15 protein-coding genes and 2 pseudogenes are annotated in these 18,601 nt (G+C 48.8%); 13 read left to right on the forward strand and 4 right to left on the reverse strand.

Annotation, left to right across the window (positions count from 1 at the left end):
* Window positions 1-287 precede the first annotated feature (287 nt).
* Together H6G48_RS25215 and H6G48_RS25220 are read right to left on the reverse strand one after the other, a co-directional pair.
* Complete coding sequence (locus H6G48_RS25215) at window positions 288-2,306, reverse strand: LysR family transcriptional regulator (protein ID WP_190723795.1); 2,019 nt, start codon at window positions 2,304-2,306, stop codon at window positions 288-290.
* A 3-nt stretch (window positions 2,307-2,309) separates the two neighbouring features.
* The gene (locus tag H6G48_RS25220) at window positions 2,310-3,176 is read right to left on the reverse strand and encodes an LLM class flavin-dependent oxidoreductase (protein ID WP_242034783.1); all 867 of its coding nucleotides are present in this window, start codon (window positions 3,174-3,176) and stop codon (window positions 2,310-2,312) included.
* A 670-nt stretch (window positions 3,177-3,846) separates the two neighbouring features.
* On the opposite strand from H6G48_RS25220, the gene sfnG reads away from it, so the two are divergent.
* From sfnG to H6G48_RS25270, 11 genes and pseudogenes are all read left to right on the forward strand, one after another.
* A complete protein-coding gene (gene sfnG, locus H6G48_RS25225) occupies window positions 3,847-4,944 on the forward strand; it encodes a dimethylsulfone monooxygenase SfnG (protein ID WP_158200173.1) in 1,098 nt (365 codons plus the stop codon).
* A gap of 39 nt (window positions 4,945-4,983) precedes the next feature.
* Entirely contained in the window at window positions 4,984-6,492 is a 1,509-nt protein-coding gene (locus H6G48_RS25230; RefSeq protein WP_190723796.1) for a sodium:solute symporter family protein, read from the forward strand.
* A gap of 20 nt (window positions 6,493-6,512) precedes the next feature.
* A complete protein-coding gene (locus H6G48_RS25235) occupies window positions 6,513-7,028 on the forward strand; it encodes a hypothetical protein (protein WP_125730321.1) in 516 nt (171 codons plus the stop codon).
* Window positions 7,029-7,068: 40 nt separating this feature from the next.
* Window positions 7,069-8,283, forward strand: a complete 1,215-nt coding sequence (locus H6G48_RS25240) for an SfnB family sulfur acquisition oxidoreductase (protein WP_190723797.1) — start codon at window positions 7,069-7,071, stop codon at window positions 8,281-8,283.
* A 78-nt stretch (window positions 8,284-8,361) separates the two neighbouring features.
* The gene (locus H6G48_RS26695; RefSeq protein WP_242034784.1) at window positions 8,362-8,616 is read left to right on the forward strand and encodes a hypothetical protein; all 255 of its coding nucleotides are present in this window, start codon (window positions 8,362-8,364) and stop codon (window positions 8,614-8,616) included.
* Window positions 8,564-9,406: a hypothetical protein gene (locus H6G48_RS25245; RefSeq protein WP_242034785.1), complete on the forward strand. Its 843-nt coding sequence runs from the start codon at window positions 8,564-8,566 to the stop codon at window positions 9,404-9,406. The genes H6G48_RS26695 and H6G48_RS25245 overlap by 53 nt, the downstream gene beginning before the upstream one ends.
* A gap of 47 nt (window positions 9,407-9,453) precedes the next feature.
* A complete protein-coding gene (gene ssuE, locus H6G48_RS25250) occupies window positions 9,454-10,035 on the forward strand; it encodes an NADPH-dependent FMN reductase (RefSeq protein WP_012265981.1) in 582 nt (193 codons plus the stop codon).
* Between the two features lie 37 nt (window positions 10,036-10,072).
* Window positions 10,073-10,618: pseudogene (ribB, locus tag H6G48_RS25255) on the forward strand (3,4-dihydroxy-2-butanone-4-phosphate synthase); the annotation flags it as partial.
* A gap of 173 nt (window positions 10,619-10,791) precedes the next feature.
* Window positions 10,792-11,544: pseudogene (gene ribA / locus H6G48_RS25260) on the forward strand (GTP cyclohydrolase II); the annotation flags it as partial.
* A 272-nt stretch (window positions 11,545-11,816) separates the two neighbouring features.
* Window positions 11,817-13,382: an iron uptake porin gene (locus tag H6G48_RS25265; RefSeq protein ID WP_199328899.1), complete on the forward strand. Its 1,566-nt coding sequence runs from the start codon at window positions 11,817-11,819 to the stop codon at window positions 13,380-13,382.
* Window positions 13,383-13,450: 68 nt separating this feature from the next.
* Window positions 13,451-14,635 carry an acyl-CoA dehydrogenase family protein gene (locus H6G48_RS25270; RefSeq protein WP_190723798.1) on the forward strand — a complete coding sequence of 395 codons (1,185 nt, stop codon included), beginning with the start codon at window positions 13,451-13,453 and terminating at the stop codon, window positions 14,633-14,635.
* A 517-nt stretch (window positions 14,636-15,152) separates the two neighbouring features.
* Here the strand turns inward: H6G48_RS25270 and H6G48_RS25275 are convergent.
* Together H6G48_RS25275 and H6G48_RS25280 are read right to left on the reverse strand one after the other, a co-directional pair.
* Entirely contained in the window at window positions 15,153-15,734 is a 582-nt protein-coding gene (locus H6G48_RS25275) for a hypothetical protein (RefSeq protein WP_190723799.1), read from the reverse strand.
* Between the two features lie 249 nt (window positions 15,735-15,983).
* Window positions 15,984-16,241: a hypothetical protein gene (locus tag H6G48_RS25280; RefSeq protein WP_190723800.1), complete on the reverse strand. Its 258-nt coding sequence runs from the start codon at window positions 16,239-16,241 to the stop codon at window positions 15,984-15,986.
* A gap of 171 nt (window positions 16,242-16,412) precedes the next feature.
* Here H6G48_RS25280 and H6G48_RS25285 point away from each other — a divergent pair, with 171 nt between their 5' ends.
* On the forward strand, window positions 16,413-16,928 hold the full coding sequence (locus H6G48_RS25285) for a helix-turn-helix domain-containing protein (RefSeq protein ID WP_190723801.1): 516 nt from the start codon (window positions 16,413-16,415) through the stop codon (window positions 16,926-16,928).
* Window positions 16,929-17,383: 455 nt separating this feature from the next.
* The gene (locus H6G48_RS25290) at window positions 17,384-18,532 is read left to right on the forward strand and encodes a Re/Si-specific NAD(P)(+) transhydrogenase subunit alpha (protein WP_149979807.1); all 1,149 of its coding nucleotides are present in this window, start codon (window positions 17,384-17,386) and stop codon (window positions 18,530-18,532) included.
* Window positions 18,533-18,601 lie beyond the last annotated feature (69 nt).

Raw genomic sequence — 18,601 nt, forward strand, 5'->3', positions numbered from 1 at the left:
CATTTTCAGGCGTGCGCTTAAGTCTCTCATGCTGACGATACTTTTATCCAGTGCAAAACCTATCCAACAGGACACAAAAGTAAATGTACTTAATGCGGGATAGTCATTTTTGGGGAGTGGCTTGAGAAGCTCTTTCATTAGTTTTGGGAAAATTGTTAGCATGGCTTATTCACATTTATTGGTGTATATTTACTTTGTTTTCTTATCTATAATATCAAATTTTGTACGACTTTTTTCCCCGTTCAACACTTCTGGTATAAACGGGTATCAAAGTATATCAAAAATTTTTATAGAACTTGAGCGTACCGATTAAATTTTTCCTCTGGAAAATAACCATTAGAGAGTTGGCTCGAAAAAGAAACCTGATGGAAATGGTAATCTAGTTCGAGTAAATTATAGACTAGCCGTAAAAAATAATCGTCCATCCAAAAATCTACGTCAAATAATGAGATACCGTATTGTCCATCTAACCTACGATTGAGGGTTTTTAATAGCCAAGACCATTGGGGTTTTAGGGTGGGATCGGTGTGGTTTCCAGAGGCAGGAGCGAAGAACTGAAATACCCGATCAGGACAAACCCATGTTACATCGTTTAACAACTTGATCGCTCTTGCGGAATCTGAATGAAACCAATGATTGGCGATTACCAAGTCGTGTAGGTAAGCGATAACAAGTTTGGGGTTTTCTTTGAGAAACCGCGATCGACAAACAATGCCTCTAAGGGAAGGAATTCTTAAACCGAAATTTTGCTCTAGGGGTAATTTTTTGGCTGAAACGTATTCTTGAAAAATAGAAGTAAAAGTATCACAACATACATAGGCATCTATTTGCTTTTTTCTAAAGCTCATACTTGCCGTATGTGGATCTTCATTAACCAAGTGACAATCTCGACTGATCTCCAGTCCGTACAGGTTAAAAAGAGTGATAATAAATCGATGCGCGTTGGAACCAAATAAGGTGGAAATACGTTTGCCTCTTAGTTCTGGGACGGTGGCGATTGGAGAGTCTTTAGGAAGCAGAATCCTCAGATCTTCACCGAAAATATTATAAGAGGCAATCCCGATTAGTTTAGAACCGAAACTGAGATTGTTAAAAAACATAGTACCATTGTTTAAAAGAGAAATATCGTCTAAAATACAAATATCTAAATCTCCTCTTTTCATTTGTTGATTCATTTGTTCACCACAAGCGAATTCAACGATCTGTAAGGTAAAATTTCGATCGATCTCGATATTTTTCTGAAAAATTGGTTGTTCGTTGGACTCTCGCTGTAGATCGAAAACATATTTAACTCCATAGCTGGCGATAAACTGTCCGATCGAATCCCGTTGAATTCCAACTCTGAGTATATTTTCCGTTGGCAAAGTATCGCTGGCAAAAATAAGATTCGGTTGCGGGGAAATTGCTAAATCATCCTGATCGAGGCGAAAACTTCTAACCAAACTTTCTCCTAATATTAATAGCTCGCTAAAATGAGGGACGTGCAGATAGACTCCATATTCGTTGACATCCTGTATAGGTATTATCGATGCTGGATAATTCAAGAGGGAATTAAATTGGCAAAAATCAGGCAGGATAGTTGATTTATGGCTTTTTTGCACAGAATCGAGAAGTTCTTGATAACTTTCAATGATTCGTACATCCCTTAGATAGTTTAAGACAACTTGATTTTTACAAAGCTCTTGATAAATTTCATCTAAAAGAACCAAGTCGGTTGGGTTTATATCTGAGATTTTAATCAATTTTTTGCTAGGAAATAGATCATTCTTACCGAAAGAAATAAGTTGGAAGCGGTGGGTAGTTAGTCTAGTACAATGATGTTTATCTTTATAAGCGGAGAAACTGTTGAGCAGAATATCAAAGTTTTTGGGCGAGGATTCGGCCAATAAACCTTGAGCGGATAGGGAAATCTCTTGAATATTTCGACTTGGAAAGCAAAGCCGAAATCGTCGCCAGTAATGTTTTAACCAGACTTCTAAAATTAAAGGGGTAGCACCGAGAATTAAGTCTTCTCCGTCGGCACTTAAGGTCAGATGAAACTCTCGTTGAAGGGTTTCCACGGTTTCTATCACCTGAAAGGTTTCAGAAATTAGCTTTCTACCCTGATTGGTTAGTTTGATCGAGCCAGGGGAGCGATTAACCAGCAATACTCCAAAATAATCCTCTAATTGCTTGACTTTTTTGCTAATTAATGATTGACTATAGCCCAATTGATAGGCCGCTTTAGAAAAGCTACCAGAATCATCGACCGTCTTGAGAATTTTCAGGTGATTTAGGGTAATGTCTTCCGAGGTAATTCGACTCATAATTCACCGAGAAATTAAAGGATAGGGGTGTGCGTATCGATCGATCACCTGTTGATGAAAATAGAGAGCATCTTCCCGGGTGGATTCAAACTTGAAGATAATCAGGTCAACCCCGATAGATTCGTAGTCTCTCAAGCGACGGATCACCGTCTGTGGATCGCCGACAAATCGAGCCGAGAGGCCAAGATTTGCCTCGATCGTTTGACCGATATCTAGTTTATTGTGGGCTACTGCATTGGCATCGATTTGTTGTTGGAAATAACGAATTTTTCGAGTGTCGGCAGAGCGATAAATCTTGTCTAGTCTGGACTCGGCTTCGACCCTGGTAGGGCGGACAATGGCGAAAGCACTCATCGCTACTTGAATCTGCCGTTGATAGCGATCGCTCGCCCAGCGTTTTACCTTCTCCACCAGCGCGGCCGTTTTTTCCACATCATCCGCATTAATAAAAAGATAATCCCCCAAACGAGCCGCTAGATCGATCGCTCGTTCCGATTCTCCCGCAATAAAAACGAGAGGAAGCGGTGTCGGTCGCTCGGCTAAAATGCCCTGGGTGATCGTGTAATATTTGCCCCGATAATTAAAATCGGCAGTCGTCCATAATCCCCGAATAATCTGAAGATATTCTTCTAATCTAGCGTAGCGATCGCCGTGGGCGAGCCAAACATCACCGTAGCTTTCCACTTCTAGTTGCCACCACCCCGCGATCCCGCTCAAACCGAACCGGCCTCCACCGGGTTGATTCTGGAGAGCGGCACTTAGCTTGGCCACCACTGCGGGCAATTTAAAGCCCGGTTGTACGGCCGTGACGATTTTAATCTCTTGGGTCGCTAAACTCACCGCGCCGGCCGTGAGCCAAGCGTACGCCATGATCCGGCCCGTGTACCGCATTGAGATAGTGTTCGGGAATGTAGTAGAAATCATAGCCCACTCGATCGGCTTGAACGGCCAACTCGACCAGATCGGAAATCGACCAATTTCTCTCCGGGTTAATCACTCGCAACCATCCACCACAAACGGGTGCCCAAATTCCAAACTGAAGCGGCATAGGTGTTTTCCAATACCCACGAGGGAGACGTGTTTTTTAGGAGCCATCACTCTATCATGTTCCTTCCCCAGAAGCGTTATTTTTCCTTATACCGAAATTCCTCTTGTCTATCACGATTTGGAATATCAGGTATTGAGGTTCGATTGGAGTACCCCTGGAAGACGCACCGTATTCCAAAATGGCATAGAAAAAGTCAATCGGGGTGTATCAAACTACGACGTCATCCTTGAGTAGTGATTACACTGAAAGGCAATCAACTATATTTCGGTCGAATTACAGTAGTCCTCGGCTCCAGGCTTGAGACAGAGCGAGTTTTGACCCCGATATAGGTAACTCGAATCTTGCTAGAAACAGCATTCTAAAGACTTGAGTTAGGGTAATTGGTGATCGCCAAAAACGGGATCGCTCCTCCAGACGAACACGAAAGACACTGGATTCTTGCGAACGGTGAAGCGGTCGAACCAATAGTTTCCATCACGGAGTAACCGAATCATGGTAGATATTAAGTTCGCTTACTGGGTTCCCAATGTTAGTGGCGGGTTAGTGGTGAGTAAAATCCCGCAAAACACCGATTGGACCTACGATTACAACGCTTGGCTGGCACAGACTGCCGAAGAAGTCGGGTTCGAGTACGCATTAGCCCAAGCCCGATTCATCGCCAGCTACGGCGCGGAGTATCAACTAGAGGCCTTTGCCACCGTCGCTGCCCTAGCCCCCGTAACCAAGAAAATCACCCTAATCGCCGCCGTCCATCCCGGTTTATGGCATCCCGGGGTCGTCGCCAAAATCGGCTCGACGATCGATGTCATTTCCAAAGGTCGTTTCGCCCTCAACATCGTCAGTGGCTGGTTCAAGGGTGAATTCACCATCTATGGTGAACCTTGGCTCGATCACGATGAACGCTATCGACGCTCCGAGGAATTCATTCGCATCCTCAAGGGACTGTGGACAGAAGACGAATTCCACTTCAAAGGGGATTTTTATCGCATCAACGGCGGTTGGGTCAAACCCCGCCCCGTTAATAATCATCCCCATCCCGAAATCTTTCAGGGGGGTAACTCCAAAGCCGCCCGACAGATGGCCGGTCGGGTATCGGACTGGTATTTCATGAACGGCAACTCGATCGAGGGAGTCCGCGAACAGATCGAGGAAGTTTCCGCCCTTGCCCGTCAAGCCGGCCGTAGTATCAAGTTCGGTCTCAACGCCTTTATCCTTGTCCGTGATACCGAAAAAGAAGCCCACGAGGTACTGCGGGAGATTATTGCCAAAGCCGACAAAGAGGCCGTGCAAGGATTTGGCGAAGCAGTCAAACAAGCGGGTTCCGCCACCAGTGAAAAAGTGGGAATGTGGGCCAACTCGAACTTTGAAGATCTAGTACAGTACAACGATGGATTCCGTACCGGACTGATCGGCACAAAAGAACAGGTAGCGGAAAAAATCCAGCAGTTTCACGCCGTGGGGGTCGATTTGATTCTCGGTGGTTTCCTGCACTATACGGACGATTTACCCGCCTTCGGTCGCGAGGTGATCCCGCTCGTGCGGCAACTGGAATCCCGTCGTTCCCCCAGAGAAGAGTTCGCCCTGGTTTAAGCGAAAGAAAGAAATACACAAGGAAAAAATCAAATCGTAATGGAAGGGATTAGTTTCGCTAAGGCAGCTCTACTTGGACCGATCGAGGGAATTGTCACCCTGATCGCGTTAGGTCTGGCTATGTTGATTGTTTCCTACTACGCTAAGTGGAAACTGGTAAAAAACACCCACGATTTTGTGATTGCCGGTCGCAAGCTGGGTTTAGGATTCGGGATTGCCGGCTTGCTTTCCGTCTGGACTTGGGTGATCGGGATTTTACTGCCGATCGGAGTCACCTTTAAGTACGGATTATCGGGCTTATTTTGGTTTACCGTCCCCAATGGTGCGGCGGTCATTGCCGTGATTCCCTTTGCCAAAAAGTTACGGCGATTGATGCCCCACGGTTATACCATCAGCGAGTTTATCTCCGCTCGTTACGCGGGAGCAAAATTGGCTCGCGTGGTCGTAGTCGCTGGTATCCTCTTCGGGGCGATCCAAATTGTCACAGTGAATCTCAAGGGAGCATCCCTGATGGTGGCCACGATCTTCGGTCTTCCGGAGGGGGTAGTCGCAACCATCTCCTCGATCGTCATTCTCCTGTACATCAGTTTAGGGGGACTTTGGGCATCCATGGCTACTTCTACCTTGATGTGTTTGCTGATTATGGTTCCCTCTGTCCTGGTCACCACGGCGGTCTTAGGCCAGGTGGGAGGGGCGGAAGCCGTGTGGCACACCGTACAGAGTCAGGGCGGCGAACTTCTTTCGGTGACGCGACCGGATGCCTTCCAGAATTTCGGCTTAACCTTCGCCCTCGCGCTGATTACTGCCACGATCGCCGGACAGGAATTCTGGCAGGTGGCTTGGGGGATCAAAGAACGGGAATTAGGCAAAACCTTTTTCTGGGGTGGGGGACTCTACTATGTGGTCGCCCTCTGTCTAGGGGTGGTAGGGCTGGTGGGCATCGCGCTCAAGGTGGATCTGGCCCGGGATCTTGGTGGTGATCCCGCCGCCTTGGGTCCTTTTTTGATTTCCCATTTAGGCTTGCCCGATTGGGTGATCTACCTGTTCGTGATCATTGTGCTGTCGGCCTGCTATTCCACCTGTGACGGCACATTGGCGGCGGTTAGTTCGGTTTCTGCGGTGGATGTGATCAAGCCCCTGTTCCCCGCTATTTCCGATCGCTCCCTCTTCGCTTGGACGCGGTTTTCGATGGTCTTAGCGGCGGGAATTTCGGTGGCGGTGGTGCTATCGGGAATCGATCTGGTGACGCTGGTACTGGGGACTTCCATCATCCGCGCCGCCGTTCTCGTACCCCTGATACTGTCGATCATCTGGTCGCGAATGAATGCCACGGCCTTTACCGCCGGGACGATCATCGGTCTGATTGCCGGGGTTTTCGCCCTCGCCAAGTTCGGCGAGGAGATCGGTACCTATACGGTAGTCGCAGTCAGCACGATCGTCCCAATTGTGATTGCCTTGACCAATTCCCGACGCTTCGATTACACCCAACTACGTCAGGCACAGGATCTATCCGAGATACCGGACACTTCTTCTGTCGCGCTGCGATAAGTTTTCACAGAATCACGATCATGAATAGTCTCTTGCAGATGATACCGCCCTCCTTGCGGACTTGGGCGAAGCGGCTCGGCTATTTCCTGGGCGGCACGATGCTCACGGTTTTCTATGCCGGAGCGGTTCCCGCCCAAAGTCTCCCTAGTCGTCCCCTAACTCAAAATCCCTATTCCCCGACCACCATTATCGCCGGTGTTATTGCCGCTATCATCACGATTTTCTTTCTGCGGGGAATGTATCTCGTGTTGACCTACGCTTCGGCAACCTATGGACTCGAAGAGGAGGAAGAAGAGGGGAATCTAGAAGGGAGCCAGGAAAACCATGCCTTACTCTATGGAGCCTTCGGTTGGATTATCGGTTCGGCTCTGATCATTACTTCCTACGGATTCAGCTGGAGGTTCTTGTATATCGGCCCGATCGTCTGTTTGCTCGGCCCTCTCGTTCCCATTTTCGCCATGAACCGCGATATCCAGAAATACCGGCAAGTTTTGGCCCGTAGGGCGAGATATCAGTCCTCGCGCTCTCTGTATTAAAAGCTAGGCCACTCTATCTCACAGTCTAGGAGTAGTAACCATGACCACGTTAGTAAATGTTGAAACGGAACCGACCGCCCATCTGATTCAAGACGATCGAGAAGCGATCGCTGTGGCCAAAGAACTGGCCGCAGAATTTCTCCACGAGGATTCCCTCCGCGATCGCGAACGCCGTCTACCGGTGGAGGAGGTAAAAAAATTCTCGCGCAGCGGGCTATGGGGGATCATCGTTCCCAAGGAATACGGGGGTGCGGGCGTATCCTACGCCACCCTAGCGCAAGTGATCGCCATTATTGCCGAAGCGGATTCTAGTTTGGGACAGATTCCCCAGAATCACCTCTATATGGTGGAAGCGATCCGGCTCGACGGTACGGAGGAACAGAAGCGATTTTTCTTTGACTTGGTACTGCAAGGCAAACGGTTTGGGAACGCCTTCTCGGAGATCGGCACCAAGTCAGTGACGGACGTGCAAACCAAATTAACTCGCTCGGGCGATGGCTACGTTCTCAACGGACGCAAGTATTACTCCGCCGGCGCCCTGCTGGCCGATTGGATTCCCACGATCGCCGCCGATGAGAACGGCAATACGATCGTCGCCTTTGTGGAACGGGACGCGGAAGGCTTGACTCTGCTCGATGATTGGACGAGTTTCGGTCAACGCACCACCGCGAGCGGCACGACGATTCTCGAAAATGTCCTGGTGAAACCGGAACACGTCATCCCTCACTATCTAGCTTTTGAACGGGCGACCCCGATGGGTGCGGTGGCACAGATTATCCAAGCGGCGGTAGACGTGGGCATCGCCAAGGCCGCCCTGCGCGATACCCTGTATTTCGTCCGCAACCATACCCGTCCCTGGGTGGATAGTAACCAGGAGAAGGGTTTTGAAGATCCCCTGACTCTCTACAATCTGGGCAACGTGATCCTACAAATCCACGCGGCGGAAGCCCTACTACGGCGGGCCGGGGAATTTATCGACGCGGCCTATGAATCCGGGTTAGAGGAGGCGAAAGTAGTGGAATCGTCGATCGCCGTCGCCGAGGCCAAAGCGATCGCCACGGAAGCCTCCCTACTGGCCACCAATAAACTCTTTGAACTGGCCGGCACGAAGTCCACCCTAGAGGAATTTAACTACGATCGCCACTGGCGCAACGCCCGCGCCCACACCCTCCACGATCCGGTGCGCTGGAAATACTATGCGATCGGCAATTACTTCCTCAACGGTGCCAACCCGCCCCGCCATCCTTGGCTATAAGTCTGCGGGAGGAAGGGGAGCGCCCTCCCTCTCCTCCTGATTTCTACCTTCGATCGGTCACACTACTGTAGAGGAAATATGAGTGTTGCCCATCCGCTCCAGAAACGGAATATCTGGAAAAATCAACCCTTTAAGGGACTCTTGTTCATCGGCATTATCGCTGTGGTCAGTCTGGTTTTTGAACTGATCTTCACGGGCCTATTCGCTCTAGATGTAAACGAAAAATTAGTTTATATCACCCTCTGTTTTGTCTGGTGGTGGCATCTGGGTTTTTCCCTAAATGGCTATCGGTTCTCGATTTTTTTCCCATCGCTTCGGACGGGGAACCGTTAATTTAGCGATCTTGCTGCTGTTGGTCTATCTGACTGGAGAAGCGTGGAAATTTATCTTCACCCCCGCCCGTCTCACCGATACCCCCGTAGGTTTGTGGGGACAAACCGCGATTGTTGCCGCCTGTGCCAGTCTGTTCTTTTTCGATAACACGATCGTGGCTTCCGAAGAACTCCAAGACCGACATCCCACCAGTGGATTTCTCAACATCTTTTTTGCCGTTTTTATGGTCGCTCCCGCCCTCACTTTTCTACCGCAGCTCTGGGGATTAAAACCGTTCTATATTCCTTGGTACTGGTATCCCCTCTCCACGGTATTCGGTAGTTTTTTCGATCGCTGGCCGCTCGCTCAACTGGGCCTAACCATGCCGCGTCTGGGCTTTCGACCTACCTGGGCGGTATTATTTCTCACCCTCCTGATGGCGTTTTTTCTCCGGCTGGCGGGGATGGATTTATTCACCACGGCGACCGGGCCGACCTTCGCCGCCATCTGGACAACGGTGGGTTTGGGTTTACTCTGGCAATTCAATCTCTGGCCCTTTCAAGGACTTGCCCAACCGGCCAAGGGAATCATTACATCGGTGATTAGTTTGGTCATCTCGCTGATTCTTTACGCCGCAACGGAAGTCCTCTTCGGTCGGGCCAATATCCGACCGGGACTGTACTGGTGGTTCGATATTCTCTGGGTGCAGGTGTTTCTCATGGCCCCGGGATTGTACGACGGGATCGGACTCTGGCAAAGTCGCGCTGAGATAACCGCTGATCGCCCTGCCGAAGCCGTATCTCGTTCCTGATCCGCGAGACCGTTATTACCCATTATTACCAATCTAGGAGATTTACCATGGCGAATATTCTCTCGATCGCTGGCAATCCCACCGCTCCTTCTAAAACCTACGGATTCGTTCAATACGTCAACGAACTCCTAGAAAAAGAGGGATTTCATACCGATACGATCGCCGTGCGGGACTTCTCGCCGGAAGACCTCATCTACGGACGCTACGATAGTCCGGCCCTAGAACCGATAAAAGCTCTACTAGGACAGGCCGACGGGATTATCGTAGCCACCCCGATCTACAAGGCCGCCTACACCGGACTGCTGAAAGCTTTCTTGGATTTACTGCCGCAGGGGGCGTTCGCCAACAAAGTGGTACTGCCGATCGCCACTGGCGGCACGATCGCTCATCTACTGGCGATCGATTATGCCCTCAAGCCGGTTCTCTCGGAACTGAAGGCGCGTCACATTCTCGGCGGTATTTATGCGATCGATAAACAATTGCAATTCCAGGCCTCTGGCCAACTCCAACCCGATGAGGAGATCGGGCAAAGAACCCAAGAGGCGGTACGGGATTTCGTCGTTGCGGTGAACCTACATCGAGCGGCCACGAAGGAAAAAACCCCTACCCCCCTGCCCGTACATACATAAAAGTGTCAGCTTGTCAAGATTCCTCTGAACTATTTTTATGAGCGAGCCTACCCTATCGATTGCCTCTTCCTCTCGAATCATCACCCTGGCGCGACGGAACCCGGTCGAACCGAGGTTTACCCTGGTCGATCGGGCCCTCGATGCCCTACGATCTGGGCAAGCCATCGTCGTCGTGGACGATGAAAAACGAGAGAACGAGGGGGATTTAATCTGCGCCGCCGAGTTTGCCACACCGACGATGATTAATTTCATGGCTACCCGGGCCCGGGGGTTGATCTGTCTGGCCATGACCGGTGATCGCCTAGACGAATTGCAATTACCGCCGATGGTGGAGAAAAATGGCGATCACCATCAAACCGCTTTCACCGTCAGTATCGATGCGGCGCCCCACCACGGCGTTACTACGGGGATATCGGCGAGCGATCGCTCCCGCACCATCCAAGTGGCGCTTTCCCCCACCACTACCCCCGATGATCTCAGCCGTCCGGGGCATATTTTCCCGCTCCGAGCGCGAGCGGGTGGGGTTTTCGAGCGGGCAGGACATACCGAGGCGGCGGTGGATCTGGCTCGTTTAGTGGGACTTAGACAAAAAACAAATCGAGAAAAGCCTCAACTCCAATCCCCGCTTGGGATTTACTTCGAGAAGCCCAAAATCGCTGAAACCCAGATAGATCAAGGAAAATCATAAATCGAGGTTAACCCTTTGTCCCGTAATGGTTTGAGCCTTTTTTGCTGACCGAAAACGCCTAAGTCCCATTAGCTGGACTCTACCCCGCCGGAATCATCTGCGAGATCCAGAACCCCAACGGCTCGATGGCGCGTTTACCGGAGTTGATGAGCTACGCGGACGAGTACGGTCTACCGATTATCCGAATCACCGATCTGATCCGCTATCGCGAAGCGGTAGAATCCTCGGTATCGCGGGAAGCGATCGCCCGTCTGCCTACGGAATTCGGCGAATTTAATATCTACGCCTATCGCGACCTCCTCGATGGTTCGGAAGCGACGGCGATCATCAAAGGCGATCCGGACAAATTCGGAGAGCGGACGACTCTGGTCCGAATTCATTCCCAGTGTTTTACCGGGGATGTTCTCGGTTCCTCCCGTTGTGATTGTCGCCAACAACTGCATATCGCCCTGAAATCGCTCGAAACCGCCGGACAAGGGGTTGTGGTCTATCTTCCACAGGAGGGACGAGGTGTCGGTCTGATCAATAAGCTCAAGGCCTACTCCCTACAGGATCTCGGCCTAGATACGGTAGATGCCAACAGGAGGCTAGGATTCGAGGCGGACGGGCGTACCTATCGGCTGGGAGCGCATATTCTCAAGGATTTGGGGGTAGCCGATATCCGTTTACTAACTAATAATCCCCAAAAAGTTCAGGGTCTCCGAGATTGGGGGATCAACATTGTCGAGCGAATCCCTCTCGTCATGCCTCCAAACTACCACAATCAACAGTATTTGCTGACAAAGCGGGAAAAACTAGGGCATCTGTTGCCGTTTAGCTAATCACTCCCCTTTTCTAGCGTAGGGGTCGGAAAAAGAGCAATGCCTGTTGGCAAAGCGGCGGAAGTTCTGCCCGTGTTCTCAAGATAGGACTCCTATTCCCCAAGCCTTAGGATTCTGCGGTTTTACCCTGGAATTCTGCTACAGCACCGGCTTGGGATAACGAGACTTTCTCAATTGCTGCCGGAGATATTGGAATCGATCGAGCGCGGTTCCGAGGATTCGTCTGGCCAAAAAACACCGACTATCTCTATTTTTTGGATGTGAGGATTTCGATGGTTTCTCTCTCTTGTAATTCGTTATGGCGACCTTCTCTCCTACTGGGAAGCGTTTTCTTTGCCGTACCCGCGTTCGCTCAAATCGACCCTTCGGGTTTACCGCTAACCGATATGTCGAAAAACCATCCCGATCCAGCGATGGCGCAACTCACTTCTGTGTCCCAACTTGCCGATGTTCCGCCGACGGGCTGGGCGTTCGAGGCACTGCGATCGTTAGTGGAACGCTATGGCTGTATTGTCGGCTATCCCGACCGCACCTATCGGGGCGACCGCGCCTTAACCCGTTGGGAATTTGCCGCCGGTTTGAATGCTTGTTTAAACTCGATCGAGCGATCGCTGCAAGCAGGGGTTTCGATCGCCCAACGAGACCTCGATACACTCAAGCGCCTTGCCCAGGAATTTCAGGCCGAGTTAGGGGCTTTAGGGGCGAGAGTGGATAACCTAGAAAACCGGGCTGCTTTCGTAGAAGACCATTCCTTTTCGACGACCACGAAACTACTGGGTGAGGCGATTTTCGTGGTCGCCAACGCCTTTCAAGGTGCGAGGGAGGGGAGCAATACCGTGTTTCAAGATCGCGTGCGTCTTCGGTTCGTCAGCAGTTTTACGGGCAAAGACCAGTTAAACGTGCGGTTAGATGCCGGTAATGCCCGACGATTTAATCTGGGGGATGGGACTCCGGAAGCTACTCAATCCTTTAACCTAGTTCCCTCTCTAGACAATAATGTCAATATCGGTTGGCTCGCCTATTATTTTCCCATTGGCGAGCGCATTTCCGCCTATATTGCAGCGGTCAATGGTGTCACCTACGATTTTATCCCGACGCTGAACCCCTATCTCGATAGCGGTACGGGCGGCGGAAAAGCACTAACCGTGTTTGCGTCCGCCAACCCCATTTACCAGATCGGTGGGGGTGCGGGAGGTGGCTTTAACTATCAACTGAGCGATCGCTGGATCGCCAGCTTGGGTTATCTGGCCGGGGATCATGCCGATCCCAATCCGGGTAGTGGTCTTTTTAATGGTCAATACGCTGCGATCGCCCAAATCGCTTGGCTCGATTCTCGATCGGGTTTCGGGATCACCTACGTCCACGCCTACCAAAATCGGGGAGATTTATTTGACATCGGCAGTAGTTTTGGTATCGTCGGCACTAGGCAGGCTAATAATCCTTTTGGCACCCCATTGATCAGTGATTCCTTCGGTGCGTCGGGGTTCTTTACCATCACGCCGAACTTGGCGATTAATGGTTTCCTAGGCTATACCAACTCTAGAAATCTCCAAGGACCCGGAAATGCTGACATTTGGTACTATAGTCTAGGTTTCGCCTTTCCCGATGTGGGCAAAGATGGCAATCTGGGCGGTCTCGTGGTTGGCGTTCAGCCCTATCAAGCCAATAATCCCACGGATGCCAAGGATTTACCGATCCATGTCGAGGCTTTTTACAAATATCAAATTAATGACAATATCGCCATCACTCCTGGCTTATTTTGGCTGATCAACCCCGGTCAAAATAGTAATAATACCAGTGTTATTATCGGTACACTGAGAACCACATTTACCTTCTAGCAATCCAGAAAATTTCCCCCTATACCTTCCTGTTTAGGGGGATTCAATATATCTAAGGAATCTCGATCATGTCAGTATCCCCTAGTCAGTCTGCCGATTATTATCTATCTCTCGCGGTTTCTCTGGCATCGGAATTCGCCATCGATGCAGTGGAGCGAGACCATCAGGGTGGAACCCCGAAACTGGCGCGCGATCGCCTCCGCCAAAGTGGTCTTTTGACCTTAATTATTCCCCGAGAATACGGTGGTTCTGGCGAGAGTTGGATTACCTTATTTCGCATCGTTCGAGAGTTCGCCCAAGTCGATAGCTCGATCGCTCATATTTTTTCCTACCATCATCTTGGGGTGATCGTTCCCCATCTTTTCGGGACGATCGAACACAAGGAATACTACTACAAGGAAACCATCCGACAGAATTGGTTTTGGGCGAATGCGTTAAATCCCTTGGATCGTCGGACAGCGATCGCTTCCGAGGGCGATATTTTCCGACTAGAAGGCAAGAAAAGCTTCTGTTCAGGTTCGTGGGATTCTGACATTTTACCCGTTACGGCGATCGATCAGCAGACGGGGAAAATATCGGTTCTTGTGGTTCCCACCCAGCGTGAGGGAGTAGAACTGCACGCCGATTGGGATAATATGGGTCAACGGCAAACCGATAGTGGTAGTGTTTCGTTTCATAATGTGGCGATTTACCCCCGGGAGTTTTTCGGTTCGCAAGCCTTTCCTGCGCCACCTTTCGCCACTTTCCGCGCCTGTTTAACCCAGTTGAATCTAGCCAATATCTACTTGGGGATTGCTCTGGGGGCTTTTGAGGCCGCAGGACGGTACACGAGAGAGCAAACCCGTCCTTGGCTAACTGCCGGGGTCGAGCGAGCGACGGAAGATCCCTATCTCCTGCATCGTTACGGCAGTCTGTGGGTCGATTTAGAGGCGGCCAGGGGTTTGGTTGATCGAGCAACGGAAATTCTACAGGACGCTTGGGAGGAACAATGGAATCTCACCGCAGAAAAGCGCGGTCGCTGTGCCGTTGCGATCGCAGTGGCTAAGGTGGCGGCGACACGGGTGGGATTAGAGGTGGTGAATCAAATGTTCGAGGTCATGGGGGCGAGGGCGACATCGAGTTCCTACGGGTTTGATCGCTACTGGCGGAATCTACGAACTTTTACCCTTCATGATCCTGTGGATTACAAAATTCGCGATCTGGGCAATTGGATTGTCAATGAAAAATTCCCGGAACCGAATTTTTATTCTTAATAACGCTCTCCTAAGAAACAGAGCTAGTTGCTGGACGACTTCGATTCTCGATCACGGGTTCCCTATTTTACCCACAACAGAAAATTCTCTCAAGGGATGGATTTTTAATTACATACACTATGTAATTAAAAACATATACTTTTTAGTGCGATTGGCAGGGGCGGAAATCGGGTGACTGAGTAGGAAGTCTTTTAAACCGAAATGAGGTTAAGAGCAATTGATATCTACATTAAGGTAATTTTAAGATCGCCACCTACCTAGAAAACAAGCCCCAACTCTATTCGGGTTATGGGGCAAATTCACGAAAAGTACATCGCTTTCGATGGAAAGTATATACCTTTCTACCAAAATTATAACTATTATGACACAGAACACGATAGGGGGGTGTTGCCTCTTGCATCATCTCAACAAGCAATTTAAATACGCGGGCAGCTTATCCCTGTTCTTATTACTAGACAAGGGCAGCTTTGTCGATATTAAACATCTGATTAGGTTTTGCCGAGCAGAATTATCCACCCTATTCCGTTAATCCTTCAGCGTGTTTAACCGAGCGTAGTTGGTTAAGAAATTGCTCTATTTCTTGAGTTTTATCAATCTTGGGTGGTAAATTAAAGCCATATTCAAGAGGAGCATCAATAACAATAATTTTTTGATTATTGATGTTACTTTCGTCAATCAACCATAAAGCATGGGTTTGATAAGCTGGAATCACTAATAATCTGACTATGATATTTTCTTCAGGGATATTTTCATCAATCCAGCTAATAGCTTGATCGAATTTTTGTGCTAATTCCGATTGAAAAATTTCATCCACAGACCAATCTGTAGGTTCACTGCCAAGGCTACTAGAGCGAGCGTAGGCGATCGGGGTATTATCTGATTTTACTTGCAGATGCCATTGCCCTGATGGATGAGCTAAACGGGTTAAATCGTTGGTTGGTTCAACCACTGCATTTGCGGGTAGATTCCAGACATCTACACTTTCATGCAAAGCAGGGGAAACTGCACCGAGAGACTCAGTTATTCTAGACAAGCTAAAACCTACTTTTCTTTGTAATTGAGTTAAAACGTCATCGGGTAAAGTTTTAAAATGTGCCATTTTAGTTTATCTCTTAATATTGATCCATGTCCATCGCCATTGACCTTCGCCATAGGCAGTTTTAACTCGATCATGGACTCTTAAAGGCATTAAATTTTTTCCTTTTACCTTGTTCCAAGGCTGAGCCTTGGAACTTAATATCTAAGGCTCTGCCTTACTTCAATGTATTATCCTTTAGGTAGAACCTGAAATCAAGCGTTCCCAGATAGAATCTGGGAACGAGACGACAAAAAATGCGATCGCACTGCACTAGAACAATACTAGCCAGCCGACTGCTTCTAGCACCTGTTCAGAGGTGATAACCCCAGCAACAGAAGCAGCCGCTTCAGTAGTGACAGCCTCAGTAACTACAGCACTTCCAGATTGTGCCGCAGCTGTTTCCACCATTGCTGCCGCCTCTGGACTGAGAGTAGATCCAGCAATATCTTGCACAGCTTGAGCGTTGGCCATGTGGGGAGCAGGATGAGCCGTTACCCATAGACTCATGATTAAAGCAATAGGATTCATTGCTACAACCTCAATATATAATTTTGTTAAACATGATAATTAATGAACTCATGAACTGGCAAGACGGCAAAAAACGGATATTGTCGGGAGTTTTATTAAGCCTCTTTACAAAAGTCGGAAAATAACGGATAATGTCGGAAGGTAAAGCTTAAAATTATAAAATAATCAGATATGGACACTCAAGAGGTTTTCAAAGAGATTGATAATCTTGTTTTTAGTCAAACAGGAAAACACCTTGACACCCTACAAATAGGCATTTTAAAAGGTGTTTTTAATGGACAAAAATATGCAAAAATAGCAGGAGAGTATAAATGTTCTGAAGGTCATGCTAGAGATAAAGGCTATGAACTTTTGCACATTCTCTCAGAAGCATTAGGCGAAGATTTAAACAAATCAAATGTTCGATCAGCAATTGAAAGATTAATAATTACTAATAGTAGCAATAACTTGGTTAATTCTGGACAAATTGACAAACTTAATTTTTGTCCTAACTCCCCTCAATCTCCTGAAAACTTAGCCACGGATAATTCTGATATAATTGAAACCGAAAACTTGTTGATTGAAGAAAAATTAAAAGAAGCAAAACTAGAAACCGTTCCCAGACTGGTGCAAGTAGGGCTAACTGCTGAACAAATTGCTCAAGCCCTCGATTTGCCTTTGTCATTAATTTTGGAAACTTTAAGGTAATTTCCTAATGGATAGCACAATAGTTTTTTTGTCAAAATCTCAGAAAGAATCGAGGCAATGTTATTCTTCATGTCTCTCTGCTTATTAGTTTATAATCTCGGTGAGGGAGAATTGAGAAACAACTTACAGCCTTTCTCATAAAGATGAAGTATAACCTAAATTGGTATCTACGACCGAAGACCAGTTAATGTTAACCGTTCTGGCGTTCCCAAAAAAGAGAAACTTGTACCTCATTATTAGAAAAAAATTTCCAAGCAATGCCGCTCAAAACCCTTTAATTCTGAAGATAATCCTAAGATTCACCCCGAAAAAGAGCCAGAAAGGTGAGGATAGCTAGGATGGAAGTGAAAAGCAATTTTGACTCGAAATTATCCCAAGGGATCGATCGCATTTAACGAAACCCTTACCCTAACAGCATAGGACAAGAGAAGGACTTACTAAGGAGAAACCCAGCCATGAAAATCGGCGTAATCAAAGAAAGTGACCAAGGCGAGGCGCGGGTGGCGCTAGTGCCGGATACCGTCGCCCGTTTAGTCAAGGCGGGATTTGAGGTAATTGTCCAAAATGGGGCGGGAATTAGCGCTAACTTTGCCGATAGTGCCTATAGTGCCGTGGGAGCCGCCCTGAGCGAAAACAGCGAATATATCTATGAAACTGCTGATATTATTCTCAAAGTGGTCCCTCCTAGCGATAGCGAGATCGATCGCCTCAAAAATGGTGGTATCCTCATCGGCTTTCTCGATCCCCTGCGTCAACCCCGGCGCATTGCCAAATTAGCCGAGCGCGGGATCACCGCTTTGAGCATGGAATTAATTCCCCGCAGTAGTCGCGCCCAGAGTATGGATGCCCTCTCCTCTCAGGCTAACCTCGCCGGTTACAAAGCGGTACTCCTCGCCGCCGTTGAGCTGCCGAAAATGTTCCCGATGATGACTACCGCCGCCGGTACGATCGCCCCAGCCAAAGTGCTGGTATTGGGGGCAGGAGTTGCCGGATTGCAAGCTTGCGCTACCGCCCGCCGTTTGGGGGCAGTGGTGGAGGCTTTTGATATTCGTCCCCAAGTCAAAGAAGAAGTGCAGAGTGTCGGGGCGAAATTTATTGAAATGCCCCTAGAAGAAGATACCGTCGCCGATAACGGTTACGCCAAAGAGGTTTCCCTTAGCACACAGGAGCGCATTTGTCAAGCCCTAACGGAACCAATTAAGCGGGCTGATGTGGTGATCACCACCGCCCAAGTACCGGGGAAACAGGCCCCGCTGCTAGTCACCAAAGAAATGATCGCCACCATGAAAGCGGGGTCGGTAATCGTTGATTTAGCGGCGGAACAGGGCGGAAATTGCGCCTACACCCAACCGGGACGAGAAATCATCGTTAATGGGGTAAAAATCGTCGGAGCCGTTAATCTTCCTGCCACAGTGGCCACCAATGCCAGCCAGATGTACGCCAAAAACCTGCAAATGCTGCTACAGCTTCTAGTCAGCAAAGAGGGCAGTTTAAACCTCGATTTTGCCGATGACATCATTGATAGTGCCTGTGTCACCCACGCCGGCGAAATCCGCAACCAACGCATTAAATCCGCCCTCAGTGAACAGTTATCCGCTTTTTAGCTATCAGGATTCAGGAGTCAGTATTCAGTATTCAGGAGGCAGTATTCTCCCCACTTCCCCAATCCCCCA

This window comes from Microcystis flos-aquae FACHB-1344, from assembly GCF_014698375.1.
GTDB classification, from domain to species: Bacteria; Cyanobacteriota; Cyanobacteriia; order Cyanobacteriales; family Microcystaceae; genus Microcystis; species Microcystis aeruginosa.

Bases quoted from the DNA above. Each gene is read 5' to 3' on its own strand.
- H6G48_RS25215 (WP_190723795.1), bottom strand. From the start codon at position 2,306: ATGAGTCGAATTACCTCGGAAGACATTACCCTAAATCACCTGAAAATT.
- H6G48_RS25220 (WP_242034783.1), bottom strand. From the start codon at position 3,176: ATGGCGTACGCTTGGCTCACGGCCGGCGCGGTGAGTTTAGCGACCCAA.
- sfnG (WP_158200173.1), top strand. From the start codon at position 3,847: ATGGTAGATATTAAGTTCGCTTACTGGGTTCCCAATGTTAGTGGCGGG.
- H6G48_RS25230 (WP_190723796.1), top strand. From the start codon at position 4,984: ATGGAAGGGATTAGTTTCGCTAAGGCAGCTCTACTTGGACCGATCGAG.
- H6G48_RS25235 (WP_125730321.1), top strand. From the start codon at position 6,513: ATGAATAGTCTCTTGCAGATGATACCGCCCTCCTTGCGGACTTGGGCG.
- H6G48_RS25240 (WP_190723797.1), top strand. From the start codon at position 7,069: ATGACCACGTTAGTAAATGTTGAAACGGAACCGACCGCCCATCTGATT.
- H6G48_RS26695 (WP_242034784.1), top strand. From the start codon at position 8,362: ATGAGTGTTGCCCATCCGCTCCAGAAACGGAATATCTGGAAAAATCAA.
- H6G48_RS25245 (WP_242034785.1), top strand. From the start codon at position 8,564: ATGGCTATCGGTTCTCGATTTTTTTCCCATCGCTTCGGACGGGGAACC.
- ssuE (WP_012265981.1), top strand. From the start codon at position 9,454: ATGGCGAATATTCTCTCGATCGCTGGCAATCCCACCGCTCCTTCTAAA.
- H6G48_RS25265 (WP_199328899.1), top strand. From the start codon at position 11,817: ATGGTTTCTCTCTCTTGTAATTCGTTATGGCGACCTTCTCTCCTACTG.
- H6G48_RS25270 (WP_190723798.1), top strand. From the start codon at position 13,451: ATGTCAGTATCCCCTAGTCAGTCTGCCGATTATTATCTATCTCTCGCG.
- H6G48_RS25275 (WP_190723799.1), bottom strand. From the start codon at position 15,734: ATGGCACATTTTAAAACTTTACCCGATGACGTTTTAACTCAATTACAA.
- H6G48_RS25280 (WP_190723800.1), bottom strand. From the start codon at position 16,241: ATGAATCCTATTGCTTTAATCATGAGTCTATGGGTAACGGCTCATCCT.
- H6G48_RS25285 (WP_190723801.1), top strand. From the start codon at position 16,413: ATGGACACTCAAGAGGTTTTCAAAGAGATTGATAATCTTGTTTTTAGT.
- H6G48_RS25290 (WP_149979807.1), top strand. From the start codon at position 17,384: ATGAAAATCGGCGTAATCAAAGAAAGTGACCAAGGCGAGGCGCGGGTG.